The sequence below is a fragment of the Janthinobacterium sp. LPB2021202312-11-4 genome, assembly GCF_037049705.1.
In the GTDB taxonomy this organism is placed as follows: Bacteria; Pseudomonadota; Gammaproteobacteria; order Pseudomonadales; family Pseudomonadaceae; genus Aquipseudomonas.
On sequence record NZ_JBAGKV010000023.1, the window covers coordinates 95,715 to 108,481 of the forward strand.

12 protein-coding genes are annotated in these 12,767 nt (G+C 58.5%); 6 read left to right on the plus strand and 6 right to left on the minus strand.

Annotated elements, in window-relative coordinates; translation table 11 throughout:
- Window positions 1-150 precede the first annotated feature (150 nt).
- The 5 genes from V5E99_RS22645 to V5E99_RS22665 all read left to right on the plus strand — a co-directional run bounded on the left by V5E99_RS22645 (window position 151) and on the right by V5E99_RS22665 (window position 5,485).
- Window positions 151-807 carry an alpha/beta hydrolase gene (locus tag V5E99_RS22645; protein WP_499804472.1) on the plus strand — a complete coding sequence of 219 codons (657 nt, stop codon included), beginning with the start codon at window positions 151-153 and terminating at the stop codon, window positions 805-807.
- Window positions 808-921: 114 nt separating this feature from the next.
- Complete coding sequence (rhlB, locus tag V5E99_RS22650) at window positions 922-2,403, plus strand: ATP-dependent RNA helicase RhlB (protein ID WP_499804473.1); 1,482 nt, start codon at window positions 922-924, stop codon at window positions 2,401-2,403.
- Window positions 2,404-2,529: 126 nt separating this feature from the next.
- Window positions 2,530-3,477, plus strand: a complete 948-nt coding sequence (locus V5E99_RS22655) for an ornithine cyclodeaminase family protein (protein WP_499804474.1) — start codon at window positions 2,530-2,532, stop codon at window positions 3,475-3,477.
- 163 nt (window positions 3,478-3,640) lie between these two features.
- Window positions 3,641-4,768: an NAD(P)/FAD-dependent oxidoreductase gene (locus V5E99_RS22660; RefSeq protein ID WP_499804475.1), complete on the plus strand. Its 1,128-nt coding sequence runs from the start codon at window positions 3,641-3,643 to the stop codon at window positions 4,766-4,768.
- A 90-nt stretch (window positions 4,769-4,858) separates the two neighbouring features.
- Entirely contained in the window at window positions 4,859-5,485 is a 627-nt protein-coding gene (locus V5E99_RS22665; RefSeq protein WP_499804476.1) for a helix-turn-helix transcriptional regulator, read from the plus strand.
- A 92-nt stretch (window positions 5,486-5,577) separates the two neighbouring features.
- Here the strand turns inward: V5E99_RS22665 and V5E99_RS22670 are convergent, their stop codons facing one another.
- The 6 genes from V5E99_RS22670 to V5E99_RS22695 form a co-directional block, all read right to left on the minus strand.
- Window positions 5,578-6,354 (minus strand): ABC transporter substrate-binding protein, encoded by a 777-nt coding sequence (locus V5E99_RS22670; protein ID WP_499804477.1) that lies wholly within the window; start codon window positions 6,352-6,354, stop codon window positions 5,578-5,580.
- A 308-nt stretch (window positions 6,355-6,662) separates the two neighbouring features.
- Window positions 6,663-7,115, minus strand: a complete 453-nt coding sequence (moaE, locus tag V5E99_RS22675; protein WP_499804478.1) for a molybdopterin synthase catalytic subunit MoaE — start codon at window positions 7,113-7,115, stop codon at window positions 6,663-6,665.
- 2 nt (window positions 7,116-7,117) lie between these two features.
- Window positions 7,118-7,360, minus strand: coding sequence for a molybdopterin converting factor subunit 1 (moaD, locus tag V5E99_RS22680; protein WP_499804479.1), 243 nt, complete (start codon window positions 7,358-7,360; stop codon window positions 7,118-7,120).
- The gene (gene moaC / locus V5E99_RS22685; protein ID WP_499804480.1) at window positions 7,357-7,830 is read right to left on the minus strand and encodes a cyclic pyranopterin monophosphate synthase MoaC; all 474 of its coding nucleotides are present in this window, start codon (window positions 7,828-7,830) and stop codon (window positions 7,357-7,359) included. Before moaC ends, moaD begins: the two co-directional genes overlap by 4 nt.
- A 248-nt stretch (window positions 7,831-8,078) precedes the next feature.
- Window positions 8,079-9,473, minus strand: coding sequence for a PhoH family protein (locus tag V5E99_RS22690; RefSeq protein WP_054049712.1), 1,395 nt, complete (start codon window positions 9,471-9,473; stop codon window positions 8,079-8,081).
- A gap of 348 nt (window positions 9,474-9,821) precedes the next feature.
- Window positions 9,822-10,946 carry a polysaccharide deacetylase family protein gene (locus tag V5E99_RS22695; protein ID WP_499804481.1) on the minus strand — a complete coding sequence of 375 codons (1,125 nt, stop codon included), beginning with the start codon at window positions 10,944-10,946 and terminating at the stop codon, window positions 9,822-9,824.
- A gap of 267 nt (window positions 10,947-11,213) precedes the next feature.
- On the opposite strand from V5E99_RS22695, the gene yaaA reads away from it, so the two are divergent.
- Entirely contained in the window at window positions 11,214-11,993 is a 780-nt protein-coding gene (gene yaaA, locus V5E99_RS22700; RefSeq protein WP_499804482.1) for a peroxide stress protein YaaA, read from the plus strand.
- The last annotated feature ends 774 nt before the right edge of the window (window positions 11,994-12,767 follow it).

The following is a 12,767-nucleotide window of genomic DNA, read 5'->3' on the forward strand; positions in this document are numbered from 1 at the left end:
GCAAAGCCCGTACCACACCGCTCGCTTAAGCGATTCAGCGACAGGTCAATAGCAAAACTTGTAGCCTTGCGACATCTTCTTAACTGATCAACCCGGTACGCACTCACATCACGCACTTAATGAGAGCGCCCGCACAATATTGGAGCAGCCATGACCCAGCCCTTGATTCTTCAGCCCGGCAAGCCCGTAGACGCCTGCGTAATCTGGCTGCACGGCCTGGGCGCCGATCGCTACGACTTCCTGCCGGTGGCCGAAGCCCTGCAGGAAAGCCTGCTGACCACCCGTTTCGTTCTGCCCCAGGCACCGACCCGCGCTGTCACTATTAATGGTGGCTACGAGATGCCGAGCTGGTACGACATATTGGCCATGAACCCGGCGCGCGCCATCAGCCGCGAGCAACTGGATGAGTCGGCGGACATGGTGACTGGCTTGATCGAAGAGCAGCGAGCCAGCGGAATAGACGCCTCGCGGATCTTTCTCGCCGGTTTCTCCCAAGGAGGTGCGGTGGTCTTGCACACCGCTTTCCTGAAATGGCAGGGCGCGCTCGGCGGCGTACTTGCCCTGTCCACGTATGCCCCGACATTCAGTGACGAACTGGAGCTTTCGGCCAGCCAACAGCGCATTCCGGTGCTGAGCCTGCATGGCCAGTACGATGACGTTGTGCAAAACGCGATGGGCCGTAGCGCTTATGAGCATTTAAAGCTGCGTGGTGTCACCGTGACATGGCAGGAATACCCAATGGGCCACGAAGTGTTACCCGAAGAAATTCGCGACATTGGCATTTGGCTCGCCGAACGTTTGCGTTAACGCCTTATATGAAAAGAACCTCCTTTAGCCTCCTTTGATCATCCCGCTACGCCGCGCCCGATTCTTGCATTACACTGGCCGGCGTATATTCCTTAACCAATTGATGAGATGACCGTGCTCAAAGCACTCAAAAAAATGTTCGGTAAGAGCGAGGCTGAGCAGCTCGCGCCAGTCGCCAGCGCTGCGTCTCACACCCCCAGCCACCGCACCGACGGTCATCAGCCTGGCCGGACCGCTGCCGTAGCGGCACCGAAACACGAGCCAGTGACCACACCGGCCGCCCCACCCGTCGAGGCCATCGCCGTCGAGCAAGCGCTCAGCGAAGCGCCGAAACCCGCAAAACCGCGTCGCGAACCCAAGCCAAAGGCGCCGGTTATTCCCTGGAAACTCGAAGATTTCGCCGTCGAGCCCATGGAAGGCAAAACCCGCTTCCACGATTTCAAGCTCGCCCCTGAACTGATGCACGCTATCCAGGACCTGGGCTTTCCGTACTGCACGCCGATCCAGGCGCAAGTCCTCGGTTTCACCCTGGCCGGCAAAGACGCCATCGGTCGCGCCCAGACCGGCACCGGCAAAACCGCCGCGTTCCTGATTTCGATCATCACCCAATTGCTGGAAACCCCGCCGCCCAAGGAACGCTACATGGGCGAACCGCGAGCATTGATCATTGCGCCGACCCGTGAACTGGTGGTGCAGATCGCCAAGGACGCAGCCGACCTGACCAAGTACACCGGCCTCAACGTCATGACGTTCGTCGGCGGCATGGACTTCGACAAGCAGCTCAAGCACCTCGAAGCCCGTCACTGCGACATCCTCGTGGCCACCCCGGGTCGTCTGCTGGACTTCAACCAGCGCGGCGACGTGCACCTGGACATGGTCGAAGTCATGGTCCTGGACGAAGCCGACCGGATGCTCGACATGGGTTTCATCCCGCAAGTGCGTCAGATCATTCGCCAGACCCCGCCGAAGAACGAGCGCCAGACGCTGCTGTTCTCCGCGACCTTCACCGAAGACGTGATGAACCTGGCCAAGCAATGGACCACCGAGCCGTCGATCGTCGAGATCGAGTCGCAGAACGTGGCCAGCGAAAACGTCGAGCAACACATCTACGCTGTGGCCGGTGCCGACAAGTACAAGCTGCTTTACAACCTGGTCACCGACAACGGTTGGGAACGGGTCATGGTCTTCGCCAACCGCAAGGATGAAGTGCGGCGCATCGAAGAACGCCTGGTGCGCGATGGCGTCAACGCCGCGCAACTGTCCGGCGACGTGCCGCAGCACAAGCGGATCAAGACCCTGGAAGGTTTCCGCGAAGGCAAGATCCGCGTATTGGTGGCCACCGACGTTGCCGGTCGTGGCATCCACATCGACGGCATCAGCCACGTGATTAACTTCACCCTGCCGGAAGTCCCGGACGACTACGTGCACCGTATCGGTCGTACTGGCCGTGCCGGTGCCGATGGCGTGTCCATCAGCTTCGCCGGTGAAGACGATTCCTATCAGCTACCGTCCATCGAAGCACTGCTGGGTCGCAAGATCAGCTGTGAAACGCCACCGACGCATCTATTGCGCGCGGTTGAGCGCAAACGTCCGTAACCCAGGACGTGTAGAAAGAGGCGCAGCCGGTAACGGACTGCGCTTTTTTTTCGCCCGGATATTGCTCAAGACAACTAAAAGTCCATAATGGACAAATTAGTTTACTTTCAGCTCCCGGAGCCGACCATGTCCAGTACGCCTTACGTGATCACCCAACCCCAGGCCCGCGAGTTGCTGGCGCAGGTCGACGTGCCGAAGATCCTGCGCAAGCTGTTCCGCGACCTGGCAGCCGGGCAAGCCGTGCAACCGGCGCAGCAACTGGTGGAATTCCCGCAAGGGGCCGGCGACTTCATCAACTATCTGGGCGTGCTGGCGCAAGATGGGGTGTACGGGGTCAAGACGTCGCCTTACATCGTGCGCGAACAGGGGCCGTTGGTGACGGCGTGGACGTTGTTGATGTCGATGCAAACCGGCCAACCGTTGATGCTCTGCGACGCCGCCGAGTTGACCGTCGCCCGCACCGCCGCCGCCACCGCCGTGGCGGTCGACGCCCTCGCACCGCTGGCCGCCCGGCGTCTGGCGATTATCGGCAGTGGCAAAGTGGCCCTGGCGCATCTGCACTACGTCAAGGCGCTGCGGGACTGGCAGAGTATCACCCTGTATTCGCCAGCCTTGAAAGACCTGAAGCCCGAAGAACGGGCACAGCTCAAGGACCTCGATTCGCGACTGACCCTCGTTGACAGTCGCGAAGCCGCGATTCACGACGCCGAGGTGATCATGCTCTGCACCTCATCCGCCGGCCCGGTGATCGATCCGGCGACACTGATTAAACCGGCGCTGATCACCTCGATCAGCACCAACGCCTTCCGCGCCCACGAAGTGCCGCCGCACAGCCTCAACGACATGCAGGTGTTCTGCGACTATCGTCAGACCACCCCGGGCTCGGCTGGCGAAATGCTGATCGCCAGCGAACAGCATGGCTGGGACAAGAGCGCCATTGTCGGCGACTTGCCCGAATTGCTCAGCGACAAGGTTCCGCGTCCTGACTACGATCGCCACGTGTTCTTCCGTTCCATCGGCCTGGGCCTGGAAGACATCGCGCTGGCCAATGCGATCTACCAACTCCAGCACTAACCCCACTCCCCCTGTAGGAGCTGCCGAGTGAAACGAGGCTGCGATCTTTTGATTGTGTTATCGAAGACAAGATCAAAAGATCGCAGCCTCGTTTCACTCGGCAGCTCCTACAGGCCTACAGGGTTTTCTACATTTCGGCATTTTCGCTCCACAGGAGAGATTCATGAGCCAGGCAGACTTCATCATCATCGGCGGCGGGATCGCCGGCGCTTCCACCGGTTTCTGGCTGTCGCAGCACGGTCGCGTCATTGTGCTGGAACGTGAATCCCATCCGGCCTATCACTCCACCGGGCGCTCGGCCGCGCTGTTCACTGCCGCTTACGGCACTGCGCAAGTGCGGGCACTGACCCAGGCCAGCCGCGATTTCTTCGACGCCCCGCCCGCCGGTTTCTGCGAACACCCATTGCTGACCCCGCGCGGCGAAATGACCGTGGATTTTACGGGGGACCCGGCCGAGCTGAACAATCAATACCTGAGCGCCAAAGCCACGGTGCCGGAGATGCAACGGCTCAGCGCCGATGAGGCCTGCACCCGCCTGCCGATCCTGCGCCGGGAAAAAGTCCACGGCGCGATCTACGATCCGACCGCCAGCGACATCGACACCGATGCCTTGCATCAGGGCTATCTGCGGGGCATTCGCCGCAACCAAGGTGAAGTCCATACCGACACCGAGGTCCTGAGCCTGACCCGTGACGCCGAAGGCCAATGGCAGGTGCAAACCAACGGCCAGACGTTCAGCGCGCCGGTCATCATCAATGCCGCCGGGGCCTGGGCCGATAAGATCGGCGCGCTGGCCGGCGCTGCGCCACTGGGCCTGCAACCGAAACGCCGTGCCGCGTTCATCTTCGCCGGCCCTGAAGGGGTGGACATCCACCACTGGCCGATGCTGGTGGCGCTGGACGAATCCTTCTATATGAAGCCCGATGCCGGCATGTTCCTCGGCTCGCCCGCCAACGCCGACCCGGTTGAACCTCACGACGTACAGCCCGAAGAGCTGGACATCGCCATGGGCATCTACCAGATCGAAGAAGCCACCACCCTGACCATCCGCCGCCCGACCCGCACCTGGGCCGGCCTGCGCAGCTTTGTGCACGATGGTGATTTGTTGTCCGGCTTCGATCCGAAGGTACCGGGGCTGTTCTGGGTCGCGGCGCAAGGTGGCTACGGTATCCAGACCTCACCGGCCATGGGCCAGGCCAGCGCTGCATTGGTTCGCGGTGAAGCCCTGCCCGAGCAACTCAGCCGTTTCGGCCTGGACGCCGCGATGCTCTCCCCGGCTCGCCTGGGTTGAGTGTCGGACTTGGGTGACGTGTCGACACGATTGCGGCAAACTTCCAGCGCCCTTTTTGCCAGGGCGCTGACGTTGCCTGGAGCTCCCTGTATGAACGCCCCCAAAAAAGACCCGAGCCTGGACAACTTCCGGGCGATCGCCGACGCCATCGCTACGCTGTTCTTTCCCCACGCCGAAGTGGTGCTGCACGATCTGCGCACGCAAAAAATCGATTACATCGCCAACAACCTGTCCAAGCGGGAAATCGGTGATGACGCGGCGCTGGAGGACATGCTCAGCGAAGACGTCAGCGAACGAAACATCGGGCCGTATGAAAAGCTCAATTGGGACGGCCAGAAGATTCGCAGCCTCAGCAGCGTGTTGCGCGACAGCGAAGGTCATCCGCTGGCAGTGCTGTGCATCAATTTGAATATTTCGCTGTTCGAGAACGCCAAGGCTGCGCTGGATTTATTCCTGTCGCCGACCAAGTTGATTCCGCAACCCGACGCGCTGTTTCGTGATGACTGGCAGGAGCGAATCAACACCTTCCTGCACGCCTGGCTGCGCGAACGTCAGTTGAGCCTGAGCGTGCTGAACCGCGACCACAAACGCGAGCTGGTGCTGGCGCTGCACGCCGAAGGGGCTTTCAAGGGTAAAAGCGCCTCCAACTATGTGGCCAATGTGCTGAACATGGGGCGGGCGACGGTGTACAAGCATTTGAAGGAATTGAAGGGCTGAAGATCAAGATCGAAAGATCGCAGCCTTCGGCAGCTCCTACAGGGAAATGCGTTCCAATGTAGGAGTTGGCGAAGCCTGCGATCTTTTATTGATCAATCGCCGTAGATGTCGGACTTGAAGTACTTATCCGAAATCTTCTGATATTCGCCACTCGCGCGAATGCCATCGATGGCCGTGTTCAACTCACTGACCAACTCGCTATTACCCTTGCGCACCGCAATCCCGGCGCCTTCGCCGACGTATTTCGGGTCCTTGAGTTCCGGCCCGACAAACGCGTAACCGGCACCACGGGGCATCGACAGGAAGTCGCTCAGGGGGATGGTGTCGGCAAAAATCGCGTCGAGGCGACCGGCCGCCAGGTCCATGTAGATCTCTTCGTTGTTGCCGTAGCGCTTGACGTTAATCCCCTTCGGCTCGAACACCTCGGTGGCGTAACGGTCGGTGGTGGTCGCGCGCTGCACGCCCACAGTCTTGCCCTTGAGGCTGGCGTACTGATCATCGACCACCGCGCCGTCCTTCATCACCAGCCGTGATGAGGTGAAGTAATACTTGTGGGTGAAATCCACGGACTTCTTGCGGTCTTCGTTGATGGTCATGGACGACAGCGCCATGTCGATTTTCTTCACTTTCAGGGAAGGAATCAGACCGTCGAACTCGCCTTCGACCCAGACGCACTTGACCTTCATCTGCGCGCACAAAGCATTGCCGATGTCGTAGTCAAAACCGACGATTTCGCCTTTATCGGTTTTGGAGGCAAACGGCGGATACGCCGCTTCGATACCAATGCGCAGGGTTTTATCGGCGGCGAACAGTGAGCTGCACGCCAACAGGCTCAAGGCCAGACCGGTGATGAGGGGGAATTTCTTCATGTTCGTTCTCTCGCGGGTTGTTGTTGGTTTGGCAAGACAGAAGAAAGAGCTGAAACGGGGGAAAACACCTTTTTTGTACTTATAATTCCATATTGGACTTTTATGTATAGATCGTCAATCGGGTGTGCAGAGATCAGCCGTACCTTTGATCGGTCGGTGAATCAGGGAGGAATTTGGCGTCTCTAATGACCTCTTCGCGGGCAAGCCTTGCTCCTACAGGGTTAGCGTCGTCCACAAAATATGTGATCGACACTAACCCTGTAGGAGCAAGGCTTGCTCGCGAAGGCATACTTGAGCCCGCTGGAGATTTACCTGTTCCAGCGATCCGCCGCCGCATGATCGCTGTCGCGCCCTTCCACCCAGCGCGAACCGTCACGGGTGCTTTCTTTCTTCCAGAACGGCGCGCGGGTTTTCAGGTAATCCATGACGAAGGCGCAGGCATCGAACGCGGCCTGGCGGTGAGCGCTGGCGGCGCCGACGAAGACGATCGGCTCGCCTGGCGCCAGGGCGCCGATGCGGTGCAACACTTCAAGCTTGAGCAACGGCCAGCGCTGTTCGGCCTCAAGGGCAATCTTGCCCAGGGCCTTTTCGGTCATCCCGGGGTAGTGCTCAAGAAACATCCCGGCCACGTCGAGCCCGTCATTGAAGTCGCGCACGTAGCCGACAAAACTCACCACTGCGCCAACGCCGACATTGGCGGCGTGCATGGCATTGACTTCGGCGCCCGGATCGAACGCCGTGGACTGCACGCGAATCGCCATGATCAGCCCCCGGTCACGGTCGGAAAGAACGCCACTTCATCGCCATCGACCACCGGCTCGTCGAGCTGGCAAAGGTCTTCGTTGCGGGCGCACATCAGGTTTTGCTCGCTCAGCACCTCGGCACCGTCGCGCTGGGCCAGCAGCGCCCGCACGTCATCCACCGTGGCGAAATCGCCTTCAACCTTGACCGAGTCCACGCCCAGCGCTTCGCGGTAACGGGCGAAAAACTTCACCGTGACGTTCATGACGGATCTGCCTGGAAATGCCCGCTCTTGCCGCCGACCTTCTCCAGCAAACGCACGCTTTCGATGATCATGCCACGGTCCACAGCCTTGCACATGTCATAGATAGTCAGCGCCGCGACGCTGGCAGCGGTCAGGGCTTCCATCTCGACGCCGGTCTGCCCGGACAACTTGCAGCGCGCGACGATGCGCACGGTGTCGTCGCCCTCGGCACTGAGCTCGACCTTGACGCCGGTGAGCAACAGCGGATGGCACAGAGGGATCAGATCACTGGTTTTCTTCGCCGCTTGAATTCCGGCGATGCGCGCCACGGCGAACACATCACCCTTGGGGTGACCGCCGCTGATGATCATTTGCAGGGTTTCGGGCAGCATGCGCACCAGCGCTTGGGCTGTCGCTTCACGGAATGTCACGGATTTTTCGGTGACGTCGACCATGTTGGCGCGACCTTGGGAATCGAGATGAGTCAGCACAGGGTTACTCCTGATCAGGAGCGTCGATTGTAAACCTGCAGGTCAAATTTCCGCACGTTTGATTATCGGATCACCACAATCCCCCGTAGGAGCTGCCGAAGGCTGCGATCTTTTGATCTTCGCCCTTTTAGAAGCAAGATCAAAAGATCGCAGCCTTCGGCAGCTCCTACAGGGGAATGTGGCCCGGCATATATCGGGTACAAAAAAAACCGGGCGACCTGTGAAGGCTGCCCGGTTTTGGTGAAGGGTTACAAATGGGTTTCGGCGTATTCAGCCAGGATCGAACGTGGCACCCCTTGCAGGGTGATGTGCACACCGTTAGGGAAATCCTTGAAGCGTTCGGTCAGGTACGTAAGCCCGGAACTGGTCGCGGACAGGTAAGGGGTGTCGATCTGTGCCAGGTTGCCCAGGCACACCACTTTGGAACCGGCGCCGGCACGGGTGATGATGGTTTTCATCTGGTGCGGCGTAAGGTTCTGGCATTCATCGATCAAAATCAGGCTCTGCTGGAAGCTGCGACCCCGTATGTAGTTGAGGGATTTGAACTGCAACGGCACTTTACTGAGGATGTAGTCGACGCTGCCATGGGTGTTTTCGTCATCCATGTGCAAGGCTTCGAGGTTGTCGGTGATGGCGCCCAGCCACGGCTCCATTTTTTCCGCTTCGGTGCCGGGCAGGAAGCCGATCTCCTGGTCCAGGCCCTGCACGCTGCGGGTGGCAATGATGCGGCGATAGCGCTTGCTGACCATGGTCTGCTCAATGGCAGCGGCCAGGGCCAGGATGGTTTTACCGGAACCGGCGGCGCCGGACAGGTTGACCAGGTGAATGTCCGGATCGAGCAAGGCATACAGCGCCAGGCTTTGATAAATGTCACGCGGTTTCAGGCCCCAGGCTTCCTGGTGCAACAGGGGTTCCTGATGCAGGTCGAGAATCAGCAGACGGTCTTCTTCAATCTCCTTGATCCAGCCGACAAAGCCCTGTTCGTCGATGATGAACTCATTGATGTGCACCGCCGGCAGGTTGTCGATCAGCTTCACCTGGTGCCAGGTGCGGCCGTGGTCCTGACGGGTTTCGACCTTGCTCACGAGGTCCCAGAAGGAGCCAGTCATGTTGTGGTAACCGTTGGGCAGCAGCGAGACGTCGTCGACCAGTTGGTCGGTGCTGTAGTCCTCGGCCGCAATCCCGCAGGCCCGGGCCTTGAGGCGCATGTTGATGTCTTTGGTCACCAGCACCACGGGCAGTTTGGGTTCGCGCGCGTGCAGGTCAATCAACTGATTGATGATGATGTTGTCGTTGAGGTGCTCGGGCAGAATGATGTTCGGCTCGGCGCGCTTGCTCATCAGAATTGACAGCAAACCTTTGGGCCCACTCTTGCCGCGCTGGATGGGAACACCGAGTTCGACGTCTTCGGGGCTGGCATCTCCCAGGGTCTTGTCGATCAGGCGAATCGCCTGACGGCATTCAGCCGCAACGCTGTGATGCCCGCTCTTGAGCTTGTCCAGCTCCTCAAGCACGGTCATCGGGATCGCGACGTGGTGTTCTTCGAAGTTAAGCAGGGCGTTTGGATCGTGAATCAGTACGTTGGTATCGAGTACATAAAGGATTGGCTGGTTGGAGGAAGAACTACGTCCGTGATCATCCATACTCGGTCACCTTTGTGGGAGCCATTCGACGCAATACCTCGACGGTGCTGCGCCTCGAAGTGACTACCGAATTCACCTGCGAGGGATCAAGTGAACTGCACACAAACTGGGGTCTTGGGAGACGCCACCTGTGTTGCAGGTTTCGGCGGTCTGTCTTCGTAATACTCCAAAACCCATGACAGAAAAAAGTACTTTGACGTTTTTTTGAAGTTTATTTTTCAGAGTGACGAATAGCCCTTGGCGTGCAGGCACCGTGCCGTTAAAGTCGGAAGTCCGCCTGCATCGAAATCCCTTCCAAAATCACCCCGCCCTGCCCTCTGCCCCAATGTTTGCGGGCTTTTCACGATTTCAACGAAACGCGTCCTGACAGTCCTCCCAACCGATCCCGCTTTGCGCCGTTTGCGTGATGAGCCAGGGCATCGAGGTTTTCACGGCGTCCTGCTTCACATTGAAATTGATCACGCCGTGACGCCATAGCAGCATCAACGTCAGCACCCTCTGCGCACTCTGGCTGCCCTTGAGTTTGCCGGCGCCGTCCTGGGGATCGATGTCCCACAGCGCCACCTGCAAACCTTGCGACTCAAAGAAGCCTTGCGCATCGGAACGCCGTTGACCGTCGGGCGGGCGGAACAGCGGCACGAAGTTCTCCGGCAGTTTGTTTTTCACCAGATCGACGCTGCGCTTCACCGAGTCCTGCCAGTCCTGCCAATGGCTGTGGGAACGGAACTCCCAGCCCTGCACGCCAATGCATTGCTGTGAATACGTCGCTTGCAGGCTGGCCACCGAACGCTCGGCCAGACGCGCTTGAATGTCCTTGCCGAGCACGAAGAAGGTGCCGTTCATGTTCGACTTGCGCAGGTATTCAGTCACCCAGCCAGTGTTGTCCGGGATGGCATTGGCGGCACTGTCGAATGTCAGCAAAAACAACCGGTCATGCATCTCATCGCCGTTACGCTCATAGTCGCCAAAACGATCGACTTCACTGCTGGTTTGCGGAAACAACGCCGCCTTGCGCAATTGCTCGTCCAGGTACTGGGCGTGAAACAACCGGCTCGGCTCGGCCCACTTGATATAGAAGCTGTCGTCACTGATCAGGAACTTGCCGGCTTGCTCGCGCAGCGTCGGCAGGTCTTCGACCAGGAAACAGAACGACGCATCCTGATCGCAGCTCTGCTGGGCGAAGTTGTAGTTGCTGAGCAAACGCTGCCACATCCGCTCGCGCAGGCGGTTGATCGAGTCAAGATTGACTGTGCGCAGCCCAAGGCGCTTGGCCAGGCCCGCTTCATCGAGGGATTCGCTGGCCAGCAGGGTGCGGGCGAACATCAGGATCTCGGCCCGTGATGCAACGTCGAACAACGTCGGGTTGCTGAGTTGTTCCGGCCAGGTGCTGCGATCCAGCGTCGCCACATCACCCGGCGCCGCCATGGCACCGAAGCTCAAAAGCCACGCCGAGAATAGAAAAACGATACGCAAAGGGATGTCTCCATAACAAAACCCGCGCGGCACTATAGCTGATCCCGCCCAATATCCCGCAGCAGCACCGAATACCTGTAGGAGCGAGGCTTGCCCGCGAAGGCGGTGGCACATTCAACATCAATGTCGCCTGACACACCGTCTTCGCGGGCAAGCCTCGCTCCTACAGGATTTTGCGCGACACCACCGATCACCTATGGACTTGATAGCTGGAGTCAACACCGACAACCCCCTAGAATCGCCCCCACGATTAAAGGAGACGACTTCATGCTGATGGTGATTTCCCCCGCCAAGACCCTCGATTACGAAACACCGCCGGCGACCCAGCGCTTCACCCAGCCGCAATACCTGGACCACTCCCAGGAGCTGATCCTGCAACTGCGCGACCTGACCCCGGCGCAGATCAGCGAATTGATGCACGTCTCCGACAAGATTGGCGGGCTCAACGCCGCGCGTTTCGGCAGCTGGAACCCGGCGTTCACTCCGGAAAACGCCAAACAGGCGTTGCTGGCCTTTAAGGGTGACGTTTATACCGGCCTGAATGCCCAGACCTTCAGCGAAGCCGATTTTGATTACGCCCAGCAGCATTTGCGCATGTTGTCCGGCCTGTACGGCCTGCTACGCCCGCTGGACCTGATGATGCCCTACCGGTTGGAAATGGGCACCAAACTGGCGAACGCCCGTGGCAAGGACCTGTACGCCTTCTGGGGCACGCGGATCAGCGAATGGTTGAACGAAGCGTTGATCGATCAGGGCGACGACGTGTTGTTGAACCTGGCCTCCAATGAATACTTCTCGTCGGTCAAACGCAGTGCCTTGAACGCCCGCATCATCAACACCGATTTCAAGGACCTGAAAAACGGCCAGTACAAGATCATCAGCTTCTACGCGAAGAAGGCTCGGGGAATGATGAGCCGTTTTGTCATCGAAGAGCGCATCAACGACCCGGCCGCCCTCAAGCAGTTTGATGTGCAGGGTTATCGCTACAGCGCCGAACAGTCCAAACCGGATCACCTGGTATTCCTGCGCGATCACGCCCCCGAGTAATGCACTTATATGGCGCACGACATTCGTCGTGCGCCGCCGTCTGATCGTCAAACAATTCCCCGCCTATTACGTCGTTTTATTGACGTCAAAAACACAACCACCCTTCTTTCTAACTTTTCTTTCACTCGACAATCGTGATTTTTTTCCGTAGTGGCACCGAAAATTTTTATCGGTAGTGGCACTTAACCATCCAATCCAATTATCACCCTATATATAAAGGGCCAAATGGTAAGTGCTATCAATTTGAAAGCAGTGCCATCTTTCTCAATATTTCAAGAAATTTCAGAATTCGCGATGGGTGGACTGGAACTATGTCCAAATGCGCCGTTCATACCACCGGTAACGATTTTCCTTGAGACTGTAGGAGATAACTTACACAGAGACGAGATGCATGTAGCCAAGTTGTCACATTAACTTCCGCCTAATGATCTCTTATTTGAGCAATACCCAAAGGACAGGAGATACGCACCATTAATATCCCCTTCAAGGCCAAGGCAGCGCCCCTATAAACGTGCTCACCTGAGCACCCAACCGCTTGATTTAAGGGCCTCCAGCCTGACATCGAGCGTGCAAGGCCTTTGCACGAGCGTCTTCTGAATAGAGGATTAGCGGCATAACAGGGCACACCATAATAATAAGGCCGCGTTGCGCACATCTTGAGTGCACTTAATTAGTCGCTCGGAACTTAGTATGCCTGCACGCGGCAATGTGGCGCCTGTATGCCGCACTAGCGAGTGCACTATGACCGCTGAACATCATTAACTCCGGCCATCT